Genomic DNA, 26711 nt, shown 5'->3' on the forward strand with positions numbered 1-26711 from the left:
GTATGCGCCGGTAGCCCAGCGGATTAGAGCAGCTGACTACGGATCAGCAGGTCGCAGGTTCGAATCCTGTCCGGCGCACTTGGATTCCCGTGCATAGTGCACGGGATTTTTCGTATTCGCACTCCCTCCGACTCTTCCGGCCCAGTGCTCCATGGGGTTTCCAAGCCCGCGGCGAAACGCCGTTCATATCGTTCCTGTACCCTTGTATGTGTTGTGAATCACCATGGATGCCGTGATTCGCTGATGGTACCGGCCAGCAAGGAGAGGGATGTCATGACGAATCGGGGCAATGCACACGGCGGGGGAGTCTGGGCGGCGATCCATCGCATCGCGGCCTCCGATCGCATCTCCGGTCTGGTCATGCTCGGATTCGCCCTCGTCGGCCTGGTGCTCGCCAACCTGCCTGCCACGGCCCATCTGTTCGAGACGATCGCCGAGACGCACATCGCGGTGCCGTACACGAACCTCGACCTGCCGGTCGGCCACTGGGCGCAGGACGGCCTGCTGACCATCTTCTTCCTGACTGTCGGCCTGGAGCTCAAGCAGGAGCTCACCACCGGATCGCTCGCCAATCCGAAGGCCGCGGCGGTGCCGATGCTATGCGCCGTGGGCGGCATGCTCACCCCTCCGATCCTGTTCATCGTGGTCACCGCGCTGTTCTCCCAATACGGGCCCGGCCCGGTGGGCGACCTGCTGCTCACCACCACCGGCAGCAACATCCCCTTCGGCGAGATGGCCCGTGGCTGGGCGGTGCCCACCGCCACGGACATCGCCTTCTCCCTCGCCGTGCTCGCCCTGTTCGCCAAGGCCCTGCCGGGTTCGATCAGGGCGTTCCTGATGACGCTCGCCACGGTCGACGACCTGCTCGCGATCATCCTGATCGCCGTGTTCTTCTCCTCGCTCAACGCGTGGTACTGGTTCATCGGCATCGCGCTGTGCGCCGCCGCATGGGCGTTCCTCGTGCGTCTGAAGCGCGTGCCGTGGCCGCTGGTCGCCGTGGTCGGACTGCTCGCATGGACGATGATGTTCGAGGCCGGTGTGCACCCCACCTTGGCCGGCGTGCTGGTCGGCCTGCTCACCCCGTCGCGTGAGATGCACGGCGAGAGCTCGCCGCGCGCCTCGAGGTATGCCGAGAAGCTCCAGCCGTTCTCCGCGCTGCTGGCGCTGCCCATCTTCGCGCTGTTCGCCACCGGTGTGCACTTCGAATCCCTGACGCCCGAACTCATGCTTTCGCCGCTGGTCATCGCGCTGGTCGTGGCCCTCGTGGTGGGCAAGCCCCTGGGCATCATGTCCACCGCGTGGCTCGCCACGCACGTCGGCGGTCTCAGGATGGCCAAGGGGCTGCGCGTGCGCGACATGTTCCCCGCGGCGTGCGCCTGCGGCATCGGCTTCACCGTGTCCTTCCTCATCGCCTCGCTCGCCTACGACAACCCGGAGCTGTCGGCCGAGGCGCGTTTCGGCGTGCTCGTCGGCTCCCTGATCGCCGCGGCCGTGTCCGGTGTGCTCCTCAACCGCCAGTCCAAGCGCTACGAGCGTGAGAACGCGCGTCGTCGCATCGACGAGGAACTCGAACGGCTGGAGACCGAGCACGTCACGATCCTGCCGGACGGCACGGTCAGCGTCGACATCGACGCCTTCAGCCCCGAGCAGCTCGCCGAGCTCAAGGCCCGGCGCGAGGCCCGGAAGCGCCGCCTCGAGGAAGCGGGCAAGCCAGCGGCGAAAGGCGGGGACGGGGCCGCTCCCAAGTCGTCCTACAGGAAGCTGGTCAGGCGGCTGCGCTGGCGCAGGCGACACCAGTAAGCCCCGAACAGTCCCGAGCACGGCAAAACGAGCGCGGTAAGGCCGAGCGCGGCAAGGCCACAAGCATAACGATTAACGATTCCAGTCCGGATCTGCGCGCATTCCCGCGCGCGATCCGCAGACGGCCCACAGATCCATGAACGAGGTGCATGAGCGCACATGAACGAACGCGACCATCAGACGAACACGCCATATGAACGGACCTACCATCGCGGGCCGGTCATCCTCAGGGGCGACATGATCCCGCAGGACAGCTCCACCGCGAACCTGCTCAGACCGGACGAGAGCACCGACTGGCTGCACATGGACCCGTGGCGCGTGCTGCGCATACAATCCGAGTTCGTCGACGGCTTCGGCGCCCTCGCGGAGCTCGGACCGGCCGTGTCGGTCTTCGGGTCCGCGCGCACGCCCGTCGATTCGCCGGACTACGAGGCCGCGCGCCGCATGGGCGAGGGGATCGCGGCGAAGGGCGTCGCGGTCATCACCGGGGGAGGGCCCGGCATCATGGAGGCGGCGAACAGGGGCGCCGCCTTGGCCGGCGGCAAATCGGTCGGGCTCGGCATCGAGCTGCCGCACGAGCAGGGCATCAACGACTACGTGAACCTCGGCATGAGCTTCAGGTACTTCTTCGTGCGCAAGCTCATGTTCGTCAAGTACTCGTCGGGCATCATCGTATGCCCGGGCGGCTTCGGCACACTCGACGAGACATTCGAGGTGCTGACCCTCGTGCAGACGCACAAGGTGGCGCGCATGCCGGTCGTGATGTTCGGCAGGGACTACTGGCAGGGCCTGTTCGACTGGCTGAACGGACCGGTGAAGAGCCACGGCATGATCTCGGGCGTGGACCCGAATCTGGTCACGATCACCGACGACGTGGACGAGGCCGTGGAGATCGCCACCGGCGCGATCGGAGCAGCCGGCACGGCCGGGGCAACCGTCAGTTCATGACGGCGATGAGCAGCCCCGTGCCGACGGCCGTCAACGTGGAGGTGAAGCGCTCGTCCGATTCGACCGTCTCCAACAGCCGGCGCATCGCGGTGGCCTTCTCGCCGCGGTCGGCGGGGTTGGGCACGCCGCCGACCGCCATGGGGTCCTCGAACGCGAGCACGTCGGTGAACACGATGGCGCCGTGCCCGCGCAGCAGACGGGGCGCTTGCGCGAAGGTGACCGCGTAGTTCTCGGCGTCACCGGACACCACGATCAGGTCGTAGTTCGCCCCGTTGAGCCGGGGAAGGAACACCCCGGCCGGGGCGTTCACCGCGCGCAGCTTCGTGGAGGTGGAGTCCTGGGCGCGGTCGAACGCCTTGCGCACCAAGGCGATGCCCTGCGTGGACGAGTCGACGGCGGTCAGCTGGCCTTCGCCGTTCAGGCCTTCGGCGAGCTGCAACGTCTCGACCACCGAACCGGTGCCCACGGCGATCACCGAACGGGCCGCGGTCATGCGCACGAGCATGGCCAGAAAAGCCGACTGGGCAGCGGACGGCTGCGGCAGGCCCGACTCCTCGGCGGCGGATCGCACGTCACGCAGCTCCTGTGGCTGCGCGGCGAGGGCGTGATCCTCCACATACCGCCATGCCTGAGCCAGATTCGTGTACTGCTTCCTGTCCATCTGTCCATGTCCTTGTTGCGGGGGCCGCGCCGTGCGACCCCGGTGAGCCAAAAAGATTACCGTTCCCTGACCTTGGCGACGATCTGCCACATCTCCTCGCCGACGTCGATGCCCCTCGGGCACTGGCGCGTGCATGCGCGCACCGACTGGCATGCGGCGACGCCGTCCTCGGTGTCGATCGCGTCGAGACGGGCCGGGGCATCGACGTCCCGGGAATCGTTGACGAAGCGGCTCGCCCAGATGAGCGCGGCGGGGCCGATGAACGCGTCGCCGCCGGCGAACACCGGGCAGGAGCCTTCGCACACGCCGCAGGCGATGCAGTTGCTTAGCTGCTCGAACCGTGCCAGCTCCTCGGGGCGCTGCAGGTATTCGAAGACGTCCACCTTGCCGTCCTCGGTGGTGGCGAGGGTGCCTTCGGCCTGCAAATACGGCTTGAGCTTGCGGATCTGGTCGAGCATCGGGTCGATGTCGGCGATGAGGTCGCGTTGCACAGGGAAGCCGGGCAGGGGCCCAAGCTCGATGACGCCGAGGCTGGGATCGTCCGCGTCGGCCGCGGTATCATGCGCCTCGACGGCCGCGTCGGCGTCGCCGGTGTGGCGGAAGCCCTCGTCGTCGGCCGCGGGAATCCGCCCCGGTCGTTTCGCCCAGTCACGCAGGGTGGCGGTGCACAGCAGGTTCGGCGTGCCGTTGATCGCCACCGCGTCCGATCCGCACATGCCGTGTCCGCACGAGTAGCGGAAAGCGAGCGTCGGGTCGACCGTGCGCTTGATGGTCATCAGGCAGTCGAGCACGGTGTCCTCGGGACGGGCCGGGACCGTGTATTCCTGCACCCACTGCTTGCCGCGCGGGCGGCGGCGCGCACCAGCGCCGGCCCCGCTCGCGAACGGCGAGCTCTTCTTACGCGCGAACGGGGAGCCCGCCCGCGCGCGCTCGTGCTCGCGCTCGGGACGGGGCGTGAAACGGTTCACCTTCAAAGTCACCGTGGTCACATTCGTGCCGCTCGTCATGCGCGCGCCTCCTCAACCTCACAACACCTCACAACACCCAAAACAACTCTCCATTGTGACATACCGCAGGACCGGGCAGGCCGCGCGTCGCACGCGGTCTGCCCGGATTATTCACTTCTCCGCGTCGACGTCAGTATTCGCGTCGCTTCGGCGGGATGTCGACGATGTGCACCGGCTGCCAGAGGACCGCTCCCGCAGTGTCCGTCATCGAATGCGCGAGGAAACGCTCGTCGTCGCGCTGCGGGAAATCGAGGCGCTTGAGCGATCCACGCGATTCCTCGCGTGCGGCGGAAGCCCGAAGCAACGTGCGGGCGAGCAACAGCAGGTGACGCACCTCCCAGATGGCCGTGACCTCCTGATTGAACACAGGCGTCCGGTCGTGGGAGGTGAGCGCCTCGGCACGAGGGCCCAGTTCGTCGTCGATCGTCCGCAGCGCCGACTCGAGTCCGGTCCTGTCGCACCTGACCGCCGCGGCCCGTTCCATCACGGCGCCCAGATCCGCCATGAGGCCATAGGGGTTGTCGCCGGACGCATCGGCGGCTCCGTCCGCATCGGCGACGCCGGACAGCATCGAGGCCAGTTCGTCCCGACGGACCTTGGCCGCCTGATCGACCGGATCGATCCGATCGACGGGATCGACGTCGGAGCCATCCCATGTCGCATCCGGACCGCCGACCGCCATGGGATCGTCCACCGGTGCCGAGGCGATGCGCCCGGCCATCGACTCGCCGGCGCGCGTGCCGAACAGGCAGGCGTCGAGCAGCGAATTGCCGCCCAGACGGTTCGCCCCGTGCACGGAGACGCACGAGCACTCGCCGGCGGCGAACAGACCGGCCACCACATGCCGTTCGCCGTCCTCCCAGCGGTACACCTCGCCGTCGGTCGTCACGGGGATGCCGCCCATCGTGTAATGGGCGGTCGGCTTGACCGGGACGAAGTCCTTGGCCGGATCGATGTCCGCGTATTTCTCGATCGTTTCGACCACCTGGGGCAGTACGGCGCGCATGTGATCCGGGTCAATGCCGGTCATGTCCAGCCACACGCAGTCCTTCGGGCCGTCGGGGTCCTTCGGATCGGCGACGCCGCGGCCGGCGTCTACCTCCGCCATGATCGAGCGCGAGACCACGTCCCTCGCCGCCAGATCGGCGTGGCCGGGCGCGTAGCGCTCCATGAACGCCTCGCCGTCCGCGTTCCGCAGCACGCCGCCCTCGGCGCGCGCCGCCTCGGACAGGAGGATGCCCGTATGCGCGAGTCCCGTGGGATGGAACTGCACGAACTCCGTGTCCTCGAGCTGCAGTCCCGCGTCCAAGGCCAGGGCCATGCCGTCGCCGGTCAGGTCCCACGAATTCGACGTCGTGTGGAACAGTCGGCCCGCGCCACCCGTGGCGATGAGCACGTTGCGTGCGCGCACGGCGTTGACGACGCCCTTGTGCGTGTCGAACGCGACCACGCCCGCCACGCGTGCGTCGTCGCCGTCCCCGTCGAGCACGAGATCGGTGACATACCATTCCTCGGCGAATTCGACGCCGGCCGCGACGCACTGCTGCCACAGCGTATGCAGGATCTGATGCCCGATGCGGTCGGCCGCGTATGCCGCGCGTCTGACCGGCTCGCCGCCGAACTCGCGCGTATGGCCACCGAACCGCCGTTGCGCGATGCGCCCATCGTCGGTGCGGGAGAACGCCACGCCCTGACGTTCCAGATTGATGACGGTCTGCGGCGCGTATTCGGCGAGCAGCTTCGCCGCGTCCTGATCGACGAGCCAGTCGCCGCCCTTGACCGTGTCGTAGTAATGCCAATGCCAGTCGTCGGATTCGATGTTGCCGAGCGACGCCGCGATGCCTCCCTCGGCCGAACCGGTGTGCGAGCGCAACGGCTGGAGCTTCGATATCACCAGGATCCGGGGCTTCGCACCTTCGTCGACCATCCGCCTGATTCCCGGGGAGCGGAGCAATCCCAACGCCGCCGACAGGCCGGCAGCGCCCGCGCCGACGATCACCGCATCATACATTTCTTCCAACTGCTTCGGACTCATACCCCTCATTCTCACATAAGGCCGGACCACCGGTGGATAAACCGCCGACGGTCCACACGCCGGCCGCGGGCGTGCACCTTACACGGGTTCCGGTACACAACCGCCGTGGCGCTTGCGCCCCGCGCCGGACGCCGGGCACAGTGTGGCGCATGGATACGTTCACCTTCATGGATCCGCCGGAGTCCGCAACGTCCGGCATCAACATCGACGCTCCCGGGGCCGTTCCCCGCATCCCCGATTGCGAACCGTATATCCCCGAACCGCACGAATCTGGCATCTCCGCCGACGGGCTCGGCGGGGCCGACGCGCACGGTGGGCTCGGCGCGGTCGGCCGTCGTCTTGCGGACCCGGCTATCTCCGCGCGCACGCTCGGATCCCTCGGCGAGGACTACGCCGCCGCATGGCTCGCATCCCGCGGATGGCGGGTGCTGGACCGCAACTGGCGCTCGCGGTACGGCGAGCTCGACATCGTCGCGGTCTCGCCCGAACGGCGCCTCGTGTTCGTGGAGGTGAAGACCCGTCGCACCGTGAGCCAGGGCACGCCTCAGGAGGCTGTCACCTATGCGAAGCAGACGAATCTGCGACGTGCCGGCGTGCAGTGGCTGATCGAGCCGGAGCACCGGATCGCGCATACGGGCGTCCGGTTCGACGTGATCGCCGTGCTCGTCCGCGGCGGCGGACCCACCGTCCGCCACATCGAGGGGGCGTTCTGATGGCGATCGGCAACGCGCTTTCCGTGGGTCTGATCGGGCTGAAGACCTTCAGCGTGACGATGCAGGCGTTCATCTCGTCCGGCCTGCCCTATTTCTCGATCATCGGCCTGCCCGACGCCTCGCTGTCCGAGGCGCGCGAGCGGGTGAAGTCCGCCTGTCAGGCCACCGGCTTCCACTGGCCTGAAACCCGCGTCACCGTGAACCTGTCCCCGGCGTCCCTGCCGAAACGGGGCTCCTCGCATGATCTGGCGATCGCGGCGGCGGTGCTGAGCGCTGCGGGCGCCATACCCCATGACTGCCTGATCGACACGATCACGATGGGCGAGGTGAACCTCGACGGTACGGTCCTGCCCATCAACGGCGTGCTGCCGGTGCTCCTGCACGCGCGGGAACGTGGCATCCGGCGCGCGATCCTGCCCGCGGGCAACATGGACGAGGCCAGACTGATCGACGGCGTCGACGTGACGGGCGTACGCCATGTCGGCGAACTTGTCGAACTGATGGGAGGCAAGGCCCGGTACCGGATCCCGGACGATCCACCGCAGACGTCGGAAGCCGCCGGTGGGTGCGCCGACCCCGGAGCCGACACGTTCGCCCCTCCCGCGTCGGGGGACATGTGCGACGTGGTCGGCCAGCAGTACGCGAAATGGGCGTTGGAGGTGGCGGCGGCCGGAGGGCACCATATCATCATGGTGGGCCCGCCCGGATCGGGCAAGACGATGCTCGCCTCGAGACTGCCCTCGATCATGGCCCCGTTGGGTGTTCCGGAGCAGCTGGAAGTGGCGTCGATCCGCTCCCTGTGCGGCACGCTGCCGGCCTACGGGATCTGCGACGTGCCGCCGTTCGAGGCGCCGCACCACACGTCGTCGACTGCGGCGCTGGTGGGCGGCGGCGCGGGACTGGCCGCTCCCGGCGCGATCACGAAAGCCCATCGGGGTGTTCTTTTTATGGACGAAGCACCGGAATTTTCGGCGCGCTCGCTGCAGACGCTGCGCGAACCGCTGGAATCCGGGTATGTGGCCTTGTCCCGGTCGAAGGGCACGACGTACTATCCCGCGGCGTTCCAGCTGGTGATGGCGGCGAACGCCTGCCCATGCGGGATGAGCTACGGCACCGGGGCGCGGTGCACCTGCACGCCGCAGGAGCGCCGACGGTACTTCGCGCGCCTGTCGGGGCCGATCCTGGACCGCGTGGACATCCAAGTGGAGGTGCCGCCGGTCTCGCGCATCGTGGTCGAAGGGGAGGCGTCGGAACCGCGCGAGACCACCGCGGAGATCCGCGAGCGCGTGGTCGAGGCCCGCCGGATCGCGGCGGAACGTTATGCGCAGTACGGCTGGACATGCAACGCACAGGCGTCGGGCAAGTGGATGCGAGACCACATGTCCCGGTATTCGCTCGAGCCGATCAACCGGGCTCTGGAATCGCAGCGGCTGAGCCTGCGCGGCGCGGACCGGGCGATGCGCCTGTCGTGGACGTTGGCCGATCTGCGGGGGATCCCCTCGCCGGGGCGCGAGGAGACCAGTCAGGGCATCGCGTTGAGGACACGGCTATGAACGGCGGGAACAGTGTGAACAGTGGGAATATGGGAAACGCCGGAAACGCCGGCAACGCCGGCAACGGGTTGGGCGGTGTGAGAACGGCCATCGCGCGCGATCCGGCCGGGGCGCGTCCCCCGATGACCGCGATGCCTCCCGCGCCCGATGCGGAGACGTTGGCGCGCGCGACGCTCACGTTCTGTCTGGACGGGGCGGACGCGCTGATGTACGCGCTCATCAAAGGGGCGGGATCGGCCGGCGTCGCGCTGGATCTCATCCTCGAATCCCGCTCCGGCGCTCCCGGCGCGAACGCGGCCGGCAACCGTCTGGACCAGCTGTTCGCGCTGGGACTGGCCCGTTGGGGGCGCAAGGTGGGCGCGCGCGGCATGGGCGTGTTCCACCGTTCGCTCGATGGTTGGCGGGCGCGCCTCGACGCGCTACCCACGGACGACTGGCGCGCCCTCGCCGGGTGGTTCACGATGGACGGGCGGCAGTGGATCATCGCCCCGCACACCCCGTACTGGCCGATGCAGCTGCAGGACCTGTCGACCCGCAGCGACTGGGCCGCGCCGTTGTGCCTGTGGGGCATCGGGGACGCGACCAGTCTGACCAGCTGCGACCAGCCGCTGGCCGTGGTCGGCTCGCGCGACGCCACCGACTATGGCCGGGGCGTGGCGAGGGACATCGCCGCACGCGCCGCCGCGGACGGGCATCTGATCGTCTCCGGGGGCGCGATGGGCGCCGACGCGGCCGCGCATTGGGGAGCGCTGAGCGTGTCGGACGTGCGGGATATGCGGACGACGGGACGCACCGTGGCGGTGTTCGCGGGCGGGCTCAACCATGTCGGACCGCTGTCGAACGCCCGCCTGTTCGACACGATCGTCGCGAGGGGAGGCGCGCTGATCAGCGAGCTGTGTCCGGGGACGATCCCCGAGGGACGCCGGTTCCTGCTGCGCAACCGGATCATCGCTGCCCTGAGCGCGCAGGTGGTGGTCGTGCAGGCCCGTATGCGGTCCGGTGCACTTAACACGGCCGGATGGGGGTGCGATCTGAACCGTCTGGTAGCCGCGGTGCCGGGACTCATCACCACGCCTCACAACGCCGGATGCAACCAGCTCATCGCCGACGCGAAGGCGATCCTCCTGACCTCCGTCGAGGAGATCACGGGACTCGTTCACGCGCCTCACCGGCCGCGGTGCGCGGACACGGACCCTGCGTGTCATACGGGCCGTGAAGGGGATGCCGGGGAAACGGGTGTGGAAGGCGCGGCCACGGGGCCCGGCGAAGGAACGGCGGCTCCAGTGGCTCCGTCGATCCCGGCCTCGGCCTCGGGCGACGGCGACGGCGCGCATCCCACGAGGAAGTCGGTCATCGCCGCGATCCGCTCCTGCGCGCACCGGCGCATGCCGACCACGCCGGACGCGCTGCTGACACGGCTCAAAGCGCTCGATCCGTCAGCCCCGGTGACGATGCCCCTGCTGCTGGCACGGCTGGGCGATATGGAGTCGGCCGGGATGATCCGCGTCGACGACGGCACGGTCACGCTCCAAGCCGCGCTCCACGCCGATCCGAGGCCGGGGCCCGCCGCTACGCGTCCCACCGGCAGCGGTCGAGATCCACGCGCCAGCCGTCCGCCCCTGCCGGATTCCCCGCCGGAGGGATGAACGCGACGCCCTCGTCCTCCAGCAGCATCCGCTGCTCCTCGGGGCCTCCGAACGCGAAGCCGGGCGCGAGCGACCCGTCACGGAACACGACGCGGTGGCAGGGGATCACGCCCGGCTCGGGGTTGGCGTGCAACGCGAACCCGACGAACCGCGCGGCGCGGGGCGAACCGGCGAGCGCCGCCACCTGACCGTAGGTGGCGACCCGGCCGCGCGGGATGCGCCTCACCACCTCATACACCCGTTCGTTGAACGAGTCCCTGCCGTCGTCCCGCCGGTCCCGCCGTCCCTGCCGGTGTCGCCGTCGCGGATTGTCTCCCTCATGATCCATGGGATACGAGTCTAGCGTCCGTGGCCCCTCCCGCGGCTCGACGTATCGCCAGTGGTTTGTCATCCGTCGGATGACAACACGGGGAGCAGCAACGCCGCGTACGGTGATACCGTGAAAGCAGGTCATGCGTGACGTCGCGCATGCGGGGGAGGGCTCCATGGAAGGGCAGGACACGGATACGACGGTCGCGGGCGGGGCGGCGGATACGCCGCCGACGGCAACGCCCAACCGGGTGAACGGGGCCGTCCGGCCCATCGTCACCATCGGACTCGTCGACAACGACCAGTTCGCGCTCGCCTTCCTCGCGCGGTCCCTGACCGAGCTCATGCCCGAGGCGCGGATCCTGTGGCGGACCTCATCCGGCAGGGACGCCGTCGCCCGATGCCTCGACACCGACACCCGGCCGAACGTGCTCCTGACCGACATGTCGATGGACGAACTGTCCGGACCGGCCGTATGCCGCGCCATCCGCATCAGGAGCGCGCGCGTCGCGATCCTCGCCGTCACCTCGTTCTCCCTGTCCGTGTACGCGGCCAAGGCCGCCGAGGCCGGGGCGCAGGGCATCGTCCCCAAATCGGTCGAGACGCCGATCATCGACGCCGTGCGGGCGCTCGCCGCCGGCGGCACATGGAACCCGACGAACGGCGACGTCACGTTCGACACCGCGGCGGATGCGCACGCGCGCCTGTCCGGCGGACGCATGCCACGCCAGTTCCTGCTCTCCGACCGCGAGGCCGAGGCGATGAACCTGTGCTCGAAGGGGCTGACGACCGAGCAGATCGCCGCCGACATGCAGGTGGGCGTCTCCACCGCCAAGACCTACCTGACCCGCGCCATCCACAAGCTCGGCGTCACCTCGCGCGGCGCCGCCGTGGCGTTGTGGACCGGGGCGTCGGAGGGCGAGCGGTGAGCGCGCGCATCGGCCGAGGGGGATCGGCCGACCCTGTGGCGTCCACTGCGGCATCCATGCGCAGGGGCGCCGCCGGTCCGGCCCTGCGATGGCTGCGCGCACGGGCGTTCCGCATCCTCATCGCCCTCTTCGTGCTCGCGGCCACCCTGATCGAATGGGCGGCGATCCCGCCCATCTACCCGTTGAACCGGCTGTTCTGCGTCATCGCGGTCGCCGGCATCATCCTGTCGCCCGTCCTGCCGCGCATCTCGGGATGGCTCATCATCACGGTCGTCATCGCCCGCCTGTTCGTGCTCGACCTGTCCGGACCGAACCTGCTGTGGGCCTCCTATCTCGCGCTCGCCCTCATCGGATACGACAGCTCCATTCCCGTCGCGATCGGCGCGCTGACGGCCATCTCGCTGGCCGAATGCGTGCCGGTCGCGCTCGACCGGTTCAACGCCCTGTCGGCCACATGGATCGGCATGGTCAACTACGTGGGCATGTTCGTCTTCGCCACGATGATCGGCATGGCCCTGCGCTGGCGCAGGCAACGCGACGAAAGCCGGGAACGGGCCATGGGGCTGGAACGCCGGCAATGGCGGCTCGACACGCTGCAGCGCAACACGCGCCTCGCCTCGCGCATCCACGACTCGGCGTCCGGCGGGTTGTCGTATATCGCCCTGACCGCGCAACGCCAGCTGCGGCGCATCCCCGACGACGACGCGCACGCCGGCGAACGCGCCGACTGGCGGTTCGTCGACGAGCAGGCGTTACACGTCCTCGACGAGATCCACCACGTCATCGACCTGCTCGAACGGCCGGAGGAGCTACAGGAGGCGGCGCAGGTCCGGTCGGGTGCGGTGTCGGACGCGGCTTCGGAACATCCGTTCGAGCCGTCGTACGGGAACGTGATCGCAGACGCGGTGCACGAGGCACGATCCCGGCTGGACCGTCTCGGATTCTCCGGCGGCATGGAACTGCGCGGCGGTCCGGACACCGTGATCGCAGGCCGTTCATCAAAGGAGCCAAAGGAGCCAAAAGAGCCGGATGCGCCGGAGGGGCCGGCTGACGGGGGCGAACCGGTCATGGAAGCCGCGCGGCTCATCGGCGAGATCGCGTCGAACATCACCCGTCACCTCGACCCGGCCGCGGGGTCCTACCACGCCGTCGTCACGCTGGGCGAGGACGCCGTCGAGATCATGGAGACGAACCCGCTGCCGGCGGCGCCGGTTCCCTTCCGGCTCGCCCCGCACGGCAGCGGGCTGGAACTGCACCGGCGCATCATCACGCGGCTCGGCGGCGAGCTCAACACCAGCGACGAGGACGGCGACTGGGTCATCTACGCGCGCATCCCCCTGCATATGGACAGCAAATGACCGTCGCAGCGGGATGCCATGGTCTCGTGAACGCATGTCATCCGCGAGGCGACAGACGTGCTTTCGGCCGGTCCGTAAGCCACGTACCGTGGAAGGCAGAACAGGAGGCATCGCAGGGATGCCGCCGAACGGCGAAGGAGCCCATCATGCGCGGAACACAACGGAACCGGCGGGACATGGACGGGGACGGGACACCGCACGCCCGCGGACACGGACCCGGACGCGAACACGGACTCGGCCGGATCGGACGCCTCATCGCCGGCGTCCTGCTCACGGCGGCGTGCCTGACCTCCGCGGCCTGCGGCATCGGCACAGGCGGCAACGGCTCCGCCGACGGCGACACATCGGGAGGCACGACCGTCTCCGGCGGCACACCCACGTTCAGCGGTCCGTACGCCGACGACTTCAAACGGGAATACGACAAGGCGCCCACCGACCTGGCGCGGGGCATCCTCAGGGACGGCAAGATCACCGACGCCGAGATCCAGGAGATCTACGACGCCTACAACACCTGCCTCGAACCGTACGGGTTGCAGGCCACATACTCCGCGGACGCGGGCGAGACCGTCGCGCAGTACCGCGGTTCCCTCACCGACGACGAACAGTTGGACATCATGAAGCAATGCCATGCGAAGACCGACGCCGGCAACATCTCCAGCCTGTACGTCAGCATGCGGCGCAACCCCGAACGGCTCGACACCGAGGCCATGTACCGGGCCACCTACCGGTGCCTCGTCAAACACGATCTCCTGCCCGCGCCGATCAGCGAGGACGACTACATCAGCACGATGACCGCGATCGGGGCCAAGGGCGACAACGCCGGCATCGAAGCCAACCTCAAACGCGAGATGGAGTTCTTCAGCGCCTACTACCAGACCGACTTCGACGGCAACCCCAACCCCGGATTCAAATACGGCCAGAACACCGACAAGGGACGCCTGTTCTACGAGTGCGGGAACGATCCACTGAACCAGTGACGACGACAGGGAGGCCCACGGCATCATGGACATGAACGAACACACCCGCACACCGCACCGGCTGACGCGCGCGATCACCGCGCTCGCCACGTTCGCGACCATCGCGATGCTGGCCGTCACTGCCTCATGCGGCGTAGGAGTCGGCAACGGCACCGGCACCGGGCAAGGGGCGGACGGAAACGGGGGAGCGGCGGACGCGTCCGCGGTCTGCAAGGCACCCGACTTCCGAGGTCCCTACGCCGATGAATTCAAACGGTCGTACGACTCCGCGAAAACCGAACTGGGCAAGCGCATCCTGGCCGACTGCAAGGTGACCGACGCCGAACTGAACGAGGTCTTCGACGCGCAGAACGCCTGCACCGCCCCATACGGAATCGTCTCGCAGAAAGGGTCCTCGACCCAGATCAACGGCACCCTGACCGAAGACGAGGTACAGCAGAAGTACGCGGAATGCGCCGGCCAGACGGACCTATGGAACGTCGAATCGATGTACGATGCGCTCGCCGGCAACCCCGACAACATCAGCCCCGACGATTGGGAACGGAAGGTCTTCGCCTGCCTGCGCGACCACAAACTCACCCCCGAGGGCATGGACGAGCACGAGTACATGGACATCGTCCACGAACAGAACAGCCCGGACACCGCCGAACAGGGGCAGCGGCGCTGGGAGGAGGCGTTCGGCAAGTACGACCAGAAGGACGATTCAGGACGCGACCACCCCGACTACCAGCAGTACTACGGCTGCCTCACCGACCCGCTGCACCAGTGACGGCCGAGGCGTCCGGCGTTCAGCCGACCAGAGAGGTCAAATCGGCCAGATCGAGCTCGAAGCTGACGCCGCGCTCCTCGTAATGCGGCTGGTTGCGGGTGTGCTCCATCGCGTGACGGACGAACTCGCCGGCGATGCGCGCCGATTCGGCGAGCCCGCGGCCGGCCATCAGCGCGCCGCACAGGGCCGAGGCGAACGCGTCGCCCGTGCCGTGGATCATGTACGGCAGCTTGGCGTGCGCGATCTCCGCCTTCGCGCCGACGCCGGCCGAGGCGGACGCCACGTAGTTGCGGATCATCCCGTCGCCGCGGTCGATGCCCTTCAGCACCACGTTCCTCGCGCCGAGGGCGAGCAGCGCCTCCAGCACGTCGTCGACCGCCGCGTCGTCCAGATCCTGTCCCGGGTAATCGCGGCCCGTGAGGATCGACGCCTCGGTCAGGTTCGGCATCAGCACGTCCGCGCCGTCGGCGAGCGCGCCCATCGCCTCGCACAGCTGGGCAGTGTACGTGGGGTACATCTCGCCGCCGTCGCCCATCACCGGGTCGACCAGACGCAGCGCGCCCGGATACTCGTCGTACAGGCGTCGGATGATCGCCACCTGGTCGGGGGAGCCGAGGAACCCGGAGTACACGGCGTCGAGTTCGACGTCCTCCTTGCGCCATGCGTCAAGGTAGCCGGAGAGCATGTCGGTCGTGTCATGGAACGTGAACACCGCGTACCTCGTGTGCGCGGAGAACAGGGCGGTCGGCACCGGGCACACGTCGCAGCCGGCGGCCGACAGGATCGGAATCGCCGCGGTCAGCGAGCATTTGCCGTAGCCGCACATGTCGTGCACCGCGGCCACGCGCGGGATGTAGTCGGGGTCACGGTCGTACAGGGTCACGTCGGTCACATCGTTCATCGGGAGCCTCCAATCGCTGGTCGGATGCCGGCCGTCGGCGGTTTCGCCGCGCGCCGTGCATCCTCGTATCGCGCACGACTGTAGTCGGCGTGAGCGCAAACATCCGACGGGTTCCGCGTCGGCGTGTCGCGGTTGTGGAGGGTGGTTTCCGACGGGTTCGCGCATGCCCGGAGCCCAATGATCCCAACGTGTTTGAAAGGGCTATAGGCAACCCCGATAGCGTTCGGCTTGCGCCGCGGCGCACGGCGCGCGTACCTTCATAACCAACACCTCGCCAACCGCCGAACACGGCAGGCGGGTGGCAAGGAAACCAGCACTTCGACCAACAACCGAATGGAGCACATCATGGCCGAGAAGAACAAGAACTACCGTTTCGAAACCCTGCAGCTGCACGTCGGACAGGAGCAGGCCGACCCGGCCACCGACTCCCGCGCCGTGCCGATCTACGCGACCACCTCCTACGTCTTCCACAACTTCGACCATGCCGAGGCCCGCTTCGGACTGGCCGACCCGGGCAACATCTACGGCCGTCTGACCAACTCCACCCAGGGCGTGTTCGAGGACCGCATCGCGGCCCTCGAGGGCGGCACCGCCGGCATCGCGGTGGCCTCCGGCGCCGCGGCCGTCGAGTACGCGGTGCGCAACATCACCCAGTCCGGCGACCACATCGTCTCCTCCAAGAACATCTACGGCGGCACCTTCAACCTGCTCAAGCACACCCTGCCGCGCGACGGCATCACCACCACCTTCGTCGACCCGGAGGTCCCGCAGAACTTCGAGGACGCCATCCAGGAGAACACCAAGCTCGTCTACTTCGAGACCTTCGGCAACCCGAACGCCGACCTGCCGGACTTCGAGGCCATCTCCGCGATCGCCCACAAGCACCATCTGCCGGTGATCGTCGACAACACGTTCGCCACCCCGTACCTGTTCCGTCCGCTCGAGCACGGCGCCGACGTCGTGGTCGAGTCCGCGACCAAGTTCATCGGCGGCCACGGCACCACGCTGGGCGGCGTCGTCGTCGAGGGCGGCAACTTCAACTGGGCCGAGGTGCCGGGCAAGTTCCCGACCCTCACCGAGCCGGACCCGTCCTACCACGGCCTCAACTTCTACGAGGCGCTCGGCGGCGCCGCGTTCGTGACCCGCATCCGCGCGATCCTGCTGCGCGACACCGGCGCCACCCTGTCCCCGTTCGCCGCGTTCCTGCTGCTGCAGGGCACCGAGACCCTGTCCCTGCGCGTCGAGCGCCACGTCCAGAACGCGCTCAAGGTCGTCGAGTACCTGCAGACCGTGCCCGAGGTCGAGTCCGTCTCCCACCCGTCCATCGAGGGCCGCCGCGACCACGCGCTGTACGAGAAGTACTTCCCGAACGGCGCCGGCTCCATCTTCACCTTCGACATCAAGGGCGGCAAGGACGCGGCTCGCGTCTTCATCGACAACCTGCACCTGTTCAGCCTGCTGGCCAACGTCGCCGACGTGAAGTCCCTCGTCATCCACCCGGCCTCCACCACGCACTCCCAGGAGACGCTGGAGGAGCTCGAGGACCAGGGCATCCATCAGGGCACCATCCGCCTGTCCATCGGCACCGAGAACATCGAGGACATCCTCGACGACCTCAAGGGCGGCTTCGAGGCCGTGCGCGCCTCCGGTCTGGCGAAGTGACCTGGCCGAGTAACTTGGCCGAGTAAGGCTGGGTGGGCCGGACGATCGGCCCGATAGGCGAAGAACCCCGTTCATCCGGTGGAAGGGGCGTCGCGACGTTTTCGAGGGCGTCGCGACGACACCGGACGGACGGCAGGGGAGGGCTCCGAACGGCCTGTCTGATACGGCGGCCGGCACCGAACGTCATGCGGTGCCGGCCGCCGTTGTTTTTTGCCGTATGCGGCGCATGCGCATGGTCATGCGCCCGAACGATGCGTACGACGATGCGTACGACGATGCACACGGCGATGCACACGATCGGCGCGGACGTCGTCATCCGCAAGGATGAGACTTGGTTTCGTGGGATCGGACAATTCAACCCTGCGCACGATGGGGCGCGCGGGGCGAGACGCATAGCGTTGAACCAGACGTCGGGCGAACACGTCCGCAAAGACACGTATGGAGCAACGCCAATGAGCATCATGAACAACACCGATCCCGCCATCCAGGCGATCGACCTCGTCAAGGACTACGGCGAGGGGGAGAGCGTCGTGCACGCGTTGCGCGACGTGAACGTGAGTTTCGAACGCGGCAGGTTCACCGCGATCATGGGGCCTTCCGGCTCGGGCAAGTCCACGCTGATGCACACGCTCGCCGGCCTCGATTCGGCCACCGACGGGCACATCGTCTTCGAGGGGCGCGACCTGACCCGGATGAACGACAGGCAGCTCACGCTGCTGCGGCGCGATCGGATCGGCTTCATCTTCCAGAGCTTCAACCTGCTGCCGATGTTCACCGCCGAGCAGAACATCCTCATGCCGTTGACGCTCGCCGGGGCCAAACCGGACCGACGCTGGTTCACGACCCTCGTCACCACGCTCGGCCTCGAACGCCGCCTCGGCCACAGGCCGGCCGAGCTGTCCGGAGGTCAGCAGCAGCGCGTCGCCATCGCCCGCGCCCTGATCACCAAGCCGAAGCTCGTGTTCGCCGACGAGCCGACGGGCAACCTCGACTCCGTCTCCAGCGCGGAGGTGCTCGGCTTCCTGCGCCGTTCGGTCGACGAGCTCGGACAGACCATCATCATGGTCACGCACGACGCGGTCGCCGCCTCCTACGCGGACCGCGCCATCGTGTTCGCCGACGGACGGATCGTGGCCGACGAGGCGCATCCCACCGCCGAACGCATGAACCAGCTGCTCATGGCCGAACGCGAGAGGGCCACGCGCGCCGCCGTCACCGGCACGTCCGCCGACAGGCTCGCGCGTCTCGCGGGCGTCCGCAACGCGGCCGAACTGCCGGTCACCGACGACGTGCTGCCGCCGATGCCGCCGTCCCTGTCCCCGGCCGCATCCGCGATGCCCGGCGGCATGGCGGATGCCGGATGGACGAGTGGGAACGAGGACGCCACCGGCCGTGCCGGCCGCACCGGACGGGGAACGAGAAGCCGCCGTCGCGCCTCGTCCGGCGCGCGCCACGCACGCTGAGTCACGGCAAAGACGTCCATCCGATCGAAAGGCCCAACCATGCTTTCACTGACCATCAACCTCATGAGGAAAAGCGCGCGGATGCTCATCCCCGCGGGCATCGCCATCCTCATCGGCACCGCGTTCATCGCCTCCACGTTCCTGTTCTCCAACGCGATGACCGTGTCCCTGACCAAGCAGACCACCGCCCAGTTCGGCGGCGCCGACTACATGATCACCCCCAAGTCGCTCGACGAGCTCGACGGCAAGGCGCTCGACTACGCATACACGCGCACCGTGAACGACTTCCACGTCGACCGGATGCGCGCCACCGAGGGCGTGGACGGCGTGCGCGTCGACGCCTCCGCCACCGTGACCGTCACCGACGGCGACCGGAACGTGAACGTGCAGGCCATCGCCGCACCGGACGGCAAGGGGCTGCTGCCGGTCAGGATCACGCACGGCGACCAACCGGCCGACAACCACGAGATCGCCCTGCCGGAATCGGCGGCCAAGCAGCTCGGCGTGAAGGTCGGCGACACCGTGACGATCGACTCGCAGGCGGCGCACGCCATGCGGCAGGCCGCGGCGCTGTCGGCCGGAACCCAGACGGACGCTTCCACGACGGCGGCCGCCCCGGCCGACGGCGACACCGTGCGCGTGGTGGGACTCACCACGGATCCGGACGGCGCCTACCCGTTCTACGGCGGCGCCGCGGTCCTTCCCGGCGCCGATCTCGCCACGATGGCCGGCTCCACCGACTTCGGCTCGATGAACGTGACCGGCATCTATCTCGACGTCGCCGGCACGTCGCCCGACACCGCGAAGGACACGATCGCCCGCGTGGAGAAGCTGCTGCCCAGGCATTACACGATCCAGTCACGCGCCGACGCGGCCAACGCCTCGGTCAAGAGCATGAGCAGCGGCGGCACGGACATCACCACCACGTTCCTGCTGAGCTTCGGCGTGCTCGCGATGCTCGTCGCGGCGCTCGTCATCGCCAACACGTTCCAGGTGCTCGTCGCCCAGCGCCGACGCACCCTCGCCCTGCTGCGCACCATCGGCGCGCGCAAGGGACAGCTCTACGCCTCCGTGCTGTTTGAGGCCGCCATATTGGGTGTCATCGCATCCACTCTGGGCGTGCTGCTCGGCATCGGCCTCATGGCCGGGGTCAGCGCGTCTGGCCTCATGAGGAACGCCGGAATCGACGGGGTGATCCTCAGCTGGCAGGTGTTCGTCGTGCCGATTCTTTTCGGCGTCGTGATGACCGTCATCGCATCGCTCGGTTCCGCGCGTTCGGCCACCGCGGTCACCCCGTTGGAGGCGCTGCGCCCGATCGAACTGACCGCCACCCGCCGTGCCGGCGTCGTACGCGCCGTGCTGTCCGCCCTCATGCTGGCGATCGGCCTGACCGGCTGCGGATTCGGCGCATGGCAGGTGCACGAGCTCAACGTCGGACACGATTCGCTGGCGAAGGACAGCTACGGACCGGTGCTGCTGGCAGCGATCGGCGGATGCGCGTTCGTGTTCCTCGCACTCGTCCTGTCCGCCACGTTCTGGCTGCCCGTGCTGATGCGCGGATTCGGCGCGCTCGTCTCGATGACCGGCCCGAGCGCGAAGGTCGCCCACGCCAACATCCAGAAGAACCCGCGTCGAGTCGCCGCCACCGGCGTGGCGCTCCTCATCGGCGTCACCCTCGTCTCCACTATCGCGACCGGCGCCGCCAGCGGCAAGCAGACCATGGCCGAGGCGATCGCCACACGCTACAGCGTCGACATGACCGCCACCGGAGCGGATATGACCGACGCGCAGATCGAGAAGGCGTCGTCCGCCAAGGGCGTGACCGCGTCCCTCGCGGCGCCCACCGCCGTGGCGAACGCGAAGACGTCCGACGGCAAGGACCTCACCGTGCTGCTTGTCGGAGTCAAGGACATCGACTTGCTGCGCAAGGTGATGCACGCCGACCTGAACGGCGTGGACCTCGGCGCGGACGACGTGCTGATGCCCGCATACTCGGCCTCGGACGGCAGGAAACTCACGTTCGCGGCGAACGGGGGAGCCGCGCTCACCGTCGCCTCCGCCACCGGCGCCACGACGTCGGTCACGCTCACGCCGAGGCAGGCCGACTACCGCAGGGTCAGCGCCGACTATGGTGCCGTCGCGTTCATCGACGCGAACCGCTTCGGCGCCGGAGGGCTCGACGCCACCGGCCGCATCCTCATGCTGGCCGTGGGGGATCAGGGCAAGGACACGTCGCTGACCGAAACGTTCCAGGCTGTGCAGTCCGCGTTCTCCTCCAACCCCGGCGTCAGCGTGACCGGCCCCGTCGTCGAACGCGTGATGTGGGAGACCATCATCGACATGCTCATGTCGATGCTCGTGGGGCTCATCGCCGTGGCCGTGCTCATCGCGCTTGTCGGCGTCGCGAACACGCTGTCGCTGTCCGTCATCGAACGCACCCGCGAATCCGCGACCCTGCGCGCCATCGGCATGACCCGCGGCCAGCTCAAGCGCTCGCTCGCCGTCGAATCACTGCTGCTCTCGCTCGTCTCCGGCGTCTGCGGCGTCGTGCTCGGCACAGGATTCGGGTGGCTGGGTTCGTACATGGTGTTCAGCCTGTACGGGAAGGTGTCCTTCCCGCTCGAATGGAGCATGAACGGCGTCGTGCTCGCCGTGGCGGCCGTGGCCGCGCTGCTCGCCAGCGTCGCCCCCGCGCGCCGCGCGGTCAGGACCCCGCCGGTCGAGGCGCTGGCCGAAGCCTAGACCGGCAACGGCATCCGATACCACGCCAAATCACACCAGACGGTTGTCATAGGCGAAGACCACCGCCTGCACCCGGTCGCGCGCGTGGATCTTGGACAGGATATGCGCCACATGCGTCTTCACGGTCGGCAGGCTGACGAACAGCTTGTCGGCGATCTCCTGATTGCTCAGCCCATGCGCGATCTCGACGAGCACCTCGCGCTCGCGGTCGGTGAGCAGGTCCAGTTCGGGGTCGGTGTAGAATCCCTGCGCCTCGGACAGGGCGGACGCCCGATCCGTGTCGAGAGGGGCGTTGGCCGGGGCCGGTCGTTCGCCGACGTGACCGGCGTGACCGATACGACCGGTGTGACCGATGATGTGATCGGCACGGTTCGTGACGGCCCCCGACGCGTCATGGCTTGCGACGCCGACAGCCGGGTTCCACGTGGGGGACCCGGCCGACGCGTATCCGTCCCTCACCATGTTCTCGATGAGCCGTCTCGTGGCGGAGGGGGCGATGATCGCGTTGCCTTGGAACACGGTGCGGATCGAGGCGAGCAGCGTCTCCGGCTCCGTGTCCTTGAGCAGGAATCCGGAGGCGCCGGCCTCGATCGCCGCCATCACGTACTCGTCCAGATCGAACGTGGTGAGGATGATCACGCGTGTGGGATGCGGCGTTCGCGAGCCGTTCGCGGGCTCCGCGCCGGCGGCGTCCGGCCCCGTGGCCGTGGCCGCGTCGAGCGAGGTGATCCGTCGCGTCGCCTCGATGCCGTCCATTCCTGGCATGCGCACGTCCATCAACATGACATCCGGACGAAGCCGTCCGGCCAGTTCCACGGCCTGATCGCCGTCCCCGGCCTGCCCGACCACATCCATGTCCGGCTGCGAGCCGATGACCATGGCGAACCCGGCGCGCACCAGCTCCTGATCGTCGGCGACAACCACTCGAATCCTGCTGTTCTCACTCATACCGACCACCCTACCCGGTGCGTGGATACATACGATCGGGTACGGGTCAATCGGCAGTCCGGCCCCTCATTCCCAGCTGCTCGTCCAACGGCGCCGCGGGAGACAACGGCGCGGCATGCCGCTCCTGTTGCCCCGGTGCCGCGCGATCCTCGCTGAAGCCGGTCTCGCGCAACACCGTCAGCAGGCGGCGCATATGCGACAGCGCCTCGCGGCCCTGCGCCCCGATGCCGGCGAACGATGCGGCGATCCGTTCGGCGGACGGCTTCGGCGACCCGTCCAGCATGGCCAGTCCCTCGTCGGCCTTGGCGATCACCGCATCCAACGTGGACGCGACCTCCGAGCGCATCGCCGCGCCGATGCGCTCTCGCTCCATGTTCGCGGCGAGCACACGCTGGCGTTCCTCCTCGGCGCGCAACGCCTTCTCACGCTGACGCAGCACGAGCATGTCCGACCCGCTCGAACGGCGCCATGCCGCCATCGCCATCGAGGCAAGGCACAACAGCATCATCAACGCGCCGGCCGGCAGCGCGTCGCGCAACAGCCCCCACAGCCCCCATAGCGAATCCACGCCGGTGAATCCTGTGTACATCATTCCCACCAGCGGCCCCTCGCCACGACTGCCGGCCATGAGTCGCAGGCCGAGCAGCCACGAGTCCACGGCGGCCGCCACCAGCACCCAGCGCCATGCGGCATCACGGCCGTACAGCACCGCCGCATGGACCGACGCCAACGCGAACACGCAGACCAGGGGAATCGAGGACAGGCACAGCAGCACCATCGCGGACAGGACGGCCATGGCCAACGCGGCCGATTCGGGGAACCGCCGGCGCAACGCGAACGGCGTGAGCAGGACCGCGGTCAACGCCACCGCCATCATCCGCCTGACGGGTTCCGGCGCGAACGCGGCGTCGGCGAGACCAGACTCGTTGAAGGTCGCCGTATGCAGCATCCACGTCAGCACCGCAGCCGTCAGCACGTCCATGAACAGGTAATGCCTGCCGGTCCACCACGACAGGTACCCGATCCAGTTCGAACGGACCGCGTCGCCCACAGGCATGTCATCGTCGTCGGTCCGCGGCACCGACGGGCGCGGTCGCCATGACATCCATCGGTTGAACGCCATGGACATGAGCACCGCGGGATCGAACCCTCCGGCCCGCCGCGGGGCGGGATCATGCGTCTCTCCCGCATCGGAAGCGTCGACGGCGTCGACGGCGGCTGATGCGGCCGGGAGGGCCGGGCGCAGCGGAATCGTCGCCGAAACCGTGAACCCGCCCGATTCCGCCGGGCCGGATTCCACATCGCCTCCCACCGCGGTGACGCGTTCACGCATGCCCAACAGCCCGTAGCCCGCGCGATGGCCGTCCGAGGAGGACCGCGCGCCGACGCCGTCGTCGTGGATGACGATCCGGAACGAGTCCGACCCCCACGTTTCGTCGATCGTCACCCGTGCGCCGGGCCCGGCGTGCTTGCGCACGTTGGACAATGACTCCTGCACGAGACGGAACACGGCGATGTCGGCGTCGGGGGAGAACCGTTCGGGACGGACGTCACCCTCCACGCGGCGGTCGACCGGCGGATGGCCGCCGAACAGGTTCGGGATATGCGCATACCCCTCGTCCACGGGGCCGCCGAACACCTCGAACAGGCGGTGCATGTCACGTTGCGCGTGTGACGCCTCGCCGCGGATCGTCGTCATCGTGCGTTTCGCGACGCCGATGTCGTGCGTTCCCGCATACCGGCCCCCATCCGACTGGATGATGATCGTCGACAGGGTGTGGGCGACCACGTCGTGCATGTCCCGGGCGATGCGCGCACGCTCGGCCAACGCCGCGATGCGACGCTCCTCGTCCTCGCGCGCGGCGATCGATTCGTTGCGTTCGCGCATGGCGCGCAGGGTCGCCAGACGCGACCGGCGCCAGAAGGCCATGATGATCGCGCTGACGAGGCACACCGACATGGCGATCATCAGCAGACCCGCGTCGGTTCCGATGTCTTCGACGCAACCGTCGGAATCGCCGCCGAACACGCCGCTGGTCGACGACCGGCACGACGGCGGCCATACGGGCGTCAGATCCAGCCCCAGTGCGTCCGCGAGCGTCGCGCCACCGAACAACGGACCGAGATTGAACGCCAACGACCAGACGACGGACGCCACCGCGCCCATGATGAACGCGGCGACGATGAAACGCGGCGCATGACCGGGCGAGCCGTGCACCAGCACCGAATACAGCATCAGCAGCGCGTAGAAATCGCTGTAGGAGGTCGCCGGACCCAACACGAGATGGGCCGCGCACAACGCGACGAACAGCCACGCGGCCGCCTCCGGACGCCAGCGTCGCATCGCCAGGGGGATCACGGTGAGGGACGCCCACAGGTACAGGACGTCGGTGCTGGTGGCGAACAGCAGGCCGGGCGTGGTCGACGTGTCCGTGCTGCCGGACAAGGGGAAGCACAACCCGGTCAACAGCGCCGCCAGCAGGATGTCCACCGCCAGCACATGCCCGCGGTTCCATTCGGCGAGCCGCTCCATCCATCCGTTCATGACATCCAAGGCTAGTGCGTGCGCCGGCCGTCGCCCATCATGCCATGGGATGAGATGCCCGCGAACCGTCAAGGGGCGGGTAGAGTTGACCTGTACGCGAACGCACGCGCCTGACTCGGGCGCGGTCGGCCGAACGGAGGGAAGGCGCATGACGCTGCTCAACGAATACTACGTCCCGGGACTGCACATCGAGGACCGCTCCATCGACGTGCCGCTCGACTGGACCGGACACGAGCCGGGGCACGGCTTCGACGGCGAGTCGATCAAACTGTTCTACCGGGTGGTCACCACGCCCGAGCACGTGCACGACGACCTGCCGCTGCTCGTCTTCCTCCAGGGAGGTCCCGGCGGGGCCGGACCGCGACTGCTCAGCCCGCAATCCGACGGATGGATCGAGGAGGCGACGAAGCACTTCCGTGTGATCCTGCCCGACCAGCGCGGAACGGGCCGCTCCAACCGCATCGACACGCATACGATGGCGCGCATCGCCGCGGTGCACGCCGACGACACGATCGGCGGGGTGTCCGGCGCGTCCGCCGCCGCCCGGGCGCAGGCCGACTATCTCAAACTGTTCCTCGCGGATTCGATCGTGCGCGACTTCGAGCACCTGCGCCGCACCGAGTTCGGTGGCCGCAAGTGGGTGACGATGGGGCAGAGCTACGGCGGCTTCCTCACGCTCACCTACCTGTCGCTGTTCCCCGAAGGGGTCAACGCCAGCTTCACCACCGGCGGCATCCCGCATGTGCCCGCGGACGCCACCGAGGTGTACGAGCACACGTTCCCGCGCATGGCGAGGAAGACCCGGCAGTTCTACGAACGCTACCCGCAGGACGTCGAGCGAGTCGCCGCGCTGGCCGACATGCTGCCGACCGCCGCCGAAGTGAATGGGTTCGTCGGCACGCTGACCGACACCGTACTGGAGCCGATGGATCTGGGCGCTGGCGCCATCGAACACCGTCTCGGCGTGATCGCCGGCATGGCCGCGCACGGGTTCCCGCTCATGGCCAACGGGGACCCGCTCACCGTCGAACGCCTGCAGTGCCTCGGTTCGGACTTCGGCATGAAACCCAGTTTCGAGCGCGTCCATTGGATCCTCGACGACGCGTTCGCCGGTGCGGACGGGTCGGTGCCCTCCCTCGATGCCGGTCCGTCCGGCGCCGGTCCGCTGACCGACCTGAGCGACGAGTTCCTCGCCAAGGTCATGAACGCCACGTCGTCGCGTCCGCTCTACTGGCCGCTGCAGGAGTTCATCTACGCCAACGGCGAGCTGGACGAGCCGATCCGCTGGGCCGCGCAGCGCGTGCGCGACCGCCACCCCGAGTTCGACACGGGGGAGCGCCCCCTCAACTTCATCGGCGAGGCGATGTTCCCGTGGATGTTCGAGCAGGAGGCGGCGCTGCGCCCGTTCAGGGCCGCCATGGACGTGCTCATGGAGGACACCCGCTTCGGCGTCATCTACGACGAGGAGCGGCTCGCGAGCAACGAGGTGCCGCTGCAGGCGGCCGTCTACTTCGACGACATGTACGTCGACTCGGGGATGCAGCTCGACACGCTGAGCCGCGTCGGCAACAGCCACTACTGGGTGACCAACGAGTTCGAGCACGACGGCCTGCACGGCTCCGTGGTGTTCGGCCACCTGTGGCGTGAGGCGCTCGACAGGGGCGATCTGGAGTCGATCTTCTAGGAATCATTCGAAGTCACTCGAAGTCATTCGGAATCACCATTCGGAATCATTCGGAAAGGAA

19 protein-coding genes, 1 tRNA gene and 1 pseudogene are annotated in these 26711 nt (G+C 68.3%); 14 read left to right on the plus strand and 7 right to left on the minus strand.

All coding sequences use genetic code 11. The annotated features are described in order from the left end of the window. Window positions 1-4: 4 nt before the first annotated feature. The 3 genes and pseudogenes from CSQ85_RS01030 to CSQ85_RS01040 all read left to right on the plus strand — a co-directional run bounded on the left by CSQ85_RS01030 (window position 5) and on the right by CSQ85_RS01040 (window position 2748). Window positions 5-78, plus strand: a tRNA-Arg gene (locus tag CSQ85_RS01030). A 195-nt stretch (window positions 79-273) separates the two neighbouring features. Beyond that, window positions 274-1534, plus strand: a pseudogene (locus CSQ85_RS01035) (Na+/H+ antiporter NhaA); the annotation flags it as partial. Window positions 1535-1959: 425 nt separating this feature from the next. Next, window positions 1960-2748 carry an LOG family protein gene (locus CSQ85_RS01040; RefSeq protein ID WP_150382479.1) on the plus strand — a complete coding sequence of 263 codons (789 nt, stop codon included), beginning with the start codon at window positions 1960-1962 and terminating at the stop codon, window positions 2746-2748. Here the strand turns inward: CSQ85_RS01040 and CSQ85_RS01045 are convergent. From CSQ85_RS01045 to CSQ85_RS01055, 3 genes are all read right to left on the minus strand, one after another. Beyond that, window positions 2738-3409 carry an O-methyltransferase gene (locus CSQ85_RS01045; protein ID WP_150382480.1) on the minus strand — a complete coding sequence of 224 codons (672 nt, stop codon included), beginning with the start codon at window positions 3407-3409 and terminating at the stop codon, window positions 2738-2740. The two genes, CSQ85_RS01040 and CSQ85_RS01045, sit on opposite strands and share 11 nt — an antisense overlap. A gap of 56 nt (window positions 3410-3465) precedes the next feature. Beyond that, the gene (locus CSQ85_RS01050) at window positions 3466-4416 is read right to left on the minus strand and encodes a succinate dehydrogenase/fumarate reductase iron-sulfur subunit (protein WP_150382481.1); all 951 of its coding nucleotides are present in this window, start codon (window positions 4414-4416) and stop codon (window positions 3466-3468) included. Window positions 4417-4546: 130 nt separating this feature from the next. Further along, window positions 4547-6451 carry an FAD-dependent oxidoreductase gene (locus tag CSQ85_RS01055; protein ID WP_150382482.1) on the minus strand — a complete coding sequence of 635 codons (1905 nt, stop codon included), beginning with the start codon at window positions 6449-6451 and terminating at the stop codon, window positions 4547-4549. Between the two features lie 275 nt (window positions 6452-6726). Between CSQ85_RS01055 and CSQ85_RS01060 the strand changes: the two genes are divergently transcribed. The 3 genes from CSQ85_RS01060 to CSQ85_RS01070 are packed head-to-tail and all read left to right on the plus strand — an operon-like array spanning window position 6727 to window position 10363. Further along, window positions 6727-7164 carry a YraN family protein gene (locus CSQ85_RS01060; protein ID WP_223846777.1) on the plus strand — a complete coding sequence of 146 codons (438 nt, stop codon included), beginning with the start codon at window positions 6727-6729 and terminating at the stop codon, window positions 7162-7164. Continuing rightward, the gene (locus CSQ85_RS01065; protein WP_150382483.1) at window positions 7164-8717 is read left to right on the plus strand and encodes a YifB family Mg chelatase-like AAA ATPase; all 1554 of its coding nucleotides are present in this window, start codon (window positions 7164-7166) and stop codon (window positions 8715-8717) included. Before CSQ85_RS01060 ends, CSQ85_RS01065 begins: the two co-directional genes overlap by 1 nt. Window positions 8718-8746: 29 nt before the next feature. Then, complete coding sequence (locus CSQ85_RS01070; protein ID WP_223846748.1) at window positions 8747-10363, plus strand: DNA-processing protein DprA; 1617 nt, start codon at window positions 8747-8749, stop codon at window positions 10361-10363. Here CSQ85_RS01070 and CSQ85_RS01075 read toward each other — a convergent pair. Next, complete coding sequence (locus CSQ85_RS01075; RefSeq protein ID WP_190972817.1) at window positions 10287-10691, minus strand: MGMT family protein; 405 nt, start codon at window positions 10689-10691, stop codon at window positions 10287-10289. The genes CSQ85_RS01070 and CSQ85_RS01075 overlap by 77 nt on opposite strands. A 157-nt stretch (window positions 10692-10848) precedes the next feature. Here CSQ85_RS01075 and CSQ85_RS01080 point away from each other — a divergent pair, with 157 nt between their 5' ends. The 4 genes from CSQ85_RS01080 to CSQ85_RS01095 all read left to right on the plus strand — a co-directional run bounded on the left by CSQ85_RS01080 (window position 10849) and on the right by CSQ85_RS01095 (window position 14705). After that, a complete protein-coding gene (locus CSQ85_RS01080; RefSeq protein ID WP_190972818.1) occupies window positions 10849-11601 on the plus strand; it encodes a response regulator transcription factor in 753 nt (250 codons plus the stop codon). Beyond that, window positions 11598-12959, plus strand: a complete 1362-nt coding sequence (locus CSQ85_RS01085; protein WP_150382485.1) for a sensor histidine kinase — start codon at window positions 11598-11600, stop codon at window positions 12957-12959. The genes CSQ85_RS01080 and CSQ85_RS01085 overlap by 4 nt, the downstream gene beginning before the upstream one ends. Before the next feature lie 146 nt (window positions 12960-13105). Then, window positions 13106-13936 (plus strand): hypothetical protein, encoded by an 831-nt coding sequence (locus CSQ85_RS01090; RefSeq protein WP_150382486.1) that lies wholly within the window; start codon window positions 13106-13108, stop codon window positions 13934-13936. A 25-nt stretch (window positions 13937-13961) separates the two neighbouring features. Beyond that, window positions 13962-14705, plus strand: coding sequence for a hypothetical protein (locus CSQ85_RS01095; RefSeq protein ID WP_150382487.1), 744 nt, complete (start codon window positions 13962-13964; stop codon window positions 14703-14705). A gap of 19 nt (window positions 14706-14724) precedes the next feature. Here CSQ85_RS01095 and CSQ85_RS01100 read toward each other — a convergent pair whose 3' ends face one another. Beyond that, window positions 14725-15597, minus strand: coding sequence for a PfkB family carbohydrate kinase (locus CSQ85_RS01100; protein WP_190972859.1), 873 nt, complete (start codon window positions 15595-15597; stop codon window positions 14725-14727). 354 nt (window positions 15598-15951) lie between these two features. Here CSQ85_RS01100 and CSQ85_RS01105 point away from each other — a divergent pair, with 354 nt between their 5' ends. From CSQ85_RS01105 to CSQ85_RS01115, 3 genes are all read left to right on the plus strand, one after another. Further along, a complete protein-coding gene (locus tag CSQ85_RS01105) occupies window positions 15952-17268 on the plus strand; it encodes an O-acetylhomoserine aminocarboxypropyltransferase/cysteine synthase family protein (protein ID WP_107040653.1) in 1317 nt (438 codons plus the stop codon). A 452-nt stretch (window positions 17269-17720) separates the two neighbouring features. After that, complete coding sequence (locus CSQ85_RS01110) at window positions 17721-18731, plus strand: ABC transporter ATP-binding protein (protein WP_150382489.1); 1011 nt, start codon at window positions 17721-17723, stop codon at window positions 18729-18731. A 39-nt stretch (window positions 18732-18770) separates the two neighbouring features. Beyond that, window positions 18771-21473 (plus strand): ABC transporter permease, encoded by a 2703-nt coding sequence (locus CSQ85_RS01115; RefSeq protein ID WP_150382490.1) that lies wholly within the window; start codon window positions 18771-18773, stop codon window positions 21471-21473. 30 nt (window positions 21474-21503) lie between these two features. Here the strand turns inward: CSQ85_RS01115 and CSQ85_RS01120 are convergent, their stop codons facing one another. Both CSQ85_RS01120 and CSQ85_RS01125 read right to left on the minus strand, forming a co-directional pair. After that, window positions 21504-22421 (minus strand): response regulator transcription factor, encoded by a 918-nt coding sequence (locus CSQ85_RS01120; protein WP_150382491.1) that lies wholly within the window; start codon window positions 22419-22421, stop codon window positions 21504-21506. Window positions 22422-22467: 46 nt separating this feature from the next. Then, complete coding sequence (locus CSQ85_RS01125) at window positions 22468-24966, minus strand: DUF7134 domain-containing protein (RefSeq protein ID WP_190972819.1); 2499 nt, start codon at window positions 24964-24966, stop codon at window positions 22468-22470. A 148-nt stretch (window positions 24967-25114) separates the two neighbouring features. Here CSQ85_RS01125 and CSQ85_RS01130 point away from each other — a divergent pair, with 148 nt between their 5' ends. Then, window positions 25115-26650: an alpha/beta fold hydrolase gene (locus CSQ85_RS01130; protein WP_150382493.1), complete on the plus strand. Its 1536-nt coding sequence runs from the start codon at window positions 25115-25117 to the stop codon at window positions 26648-26650. Window positions 26651-26711: the final 61 nt, after the last annotated feature.

The organism is Bifidobacterium rousetti, from assembly GCF_008698235.1.
Taxonomy (GTDB): Bacteria; Actinomycetota; Actinomycetes; order Actinomycetales; family Bifidobacteriaceae; genus Bifidobacterium; species Bifidobacterium rousetti.

Excerpts from the sequence above, each read along its gene's own strand:
- CSQ85_RS01125 (WP_190972819.1), bottom strand. The coding sequence starts at position 24,966 with ATGAACGGATGGATGGAGCGGCTCGCCGAATGGAACCGCGGGCATGTG.
- CSQ85_RS01120 (WP_150382491.1), bottom strand. The coding sequence starts at position 22,421 with ATGAGTGAGAACAGCAGGATTCGAGTGGTTGTCGCCGACGATCAGGAG.
- CSQ85_RS01040 (WP_150382479.1), top strand. The coding sequence starts at position 1,960 with ATGAACGAACGCGACCATCAGACGAACACGCCATATGAACGGACCTAC.
- CSQ85_RS01095 (WP_150382487.1), top strand. The coding sequence starts at position 13,962 with ATGGACATGAACGAACACACCCGCACACCGCACCGGCTGACGCGCGCG.
- CSQ85_RS01105 (WP_107040653.1), top strand. The coding sequence starts at position 15,952 with ATGGCCGAGAAGAACAAGAACTACCGTTTCGAAACCCTGCAGCTGCAC.
- CSQ85_RS01050 (WP_150382481.1), bottom strand. The coding sequence starts at position 4,416 with ATGACGAGCGGCACGAATGTGACCACGGTGACTTTGAAGGTGAACCGT.
- CSQ85_RS01080 (WP_190972818.1), top strand. The coding sequence starts at position 10,849 with ATGGAAGGGCAGGACACGGATACGACGGTCGCGGGCGGGGCGGCGGAT.
- CSQ85_RS01065 (WP_150382483.1), top strand. The coding sequence starts at position 7,164 with ATGGCGATCGGCAACGCGCTTTCCGTGGGTCTGATCGGGCTGAAGACC.
- CSQ85_RS01115 (WP_150382490.1), top strand. The coding sequence starts at position 18,771 with ATGCTTTCACTGACCATCAACCTCATGAGGAAAAGCGCGCGGATGCTC.
- CSQ85_RS01075 (WP_190972817.1), bottom strand. The coding sequence starts at position 10,691 with ATGGATCATGAGGGAGACAATCCGCGACGGCGACACCGGCAGGGACGG.
- CSQ85_RS01070 (WP_223846748.1), top strand. The coding sequence starts at position 8,747 with ATGGGAAACGCCGGAAACGCCGGCAACGCCGGCAACGGGTTGGGCGGT.
- CSQ85_RS01055 (WP_150382482.1), bottom strand. The coding sequence starts at position 6,451 with ATGAGTCCGAAGCAGTTGGAAGAAATGTATGATGCGGTGATCGTCGGC.
- CSQ85_RS01110 (WP_150382489.1), top strand. The coding sequence starts at position 17,721 with ATGAGCATCATGAACAACACCGATCCCGCCATCCAGGCGATCGACCTC.
- CSQ85_RS01045 (WP_150382480.1), bottom strand. The coding sequence starts at position 3,409 with ATGGACAGGAAGCAGTACACGAATCTGGCTCAGGCATGGCGGTATGTG.
- CSQ85_RS01090 (WP_150382486.1), top strand. The coding sequence starts at position 13,106 with ATGCGCGGAACACAACGGAACCGGCGGGACATGGACGGGGACGGGACA.
- CSQ85_RS01130 (WP_150382493.1), top strand. The coding sequence starts at position 25,115 with ATGACGCTGCTCAACGAATACTACGTCCCGGGACTGCACATCGAGGAC.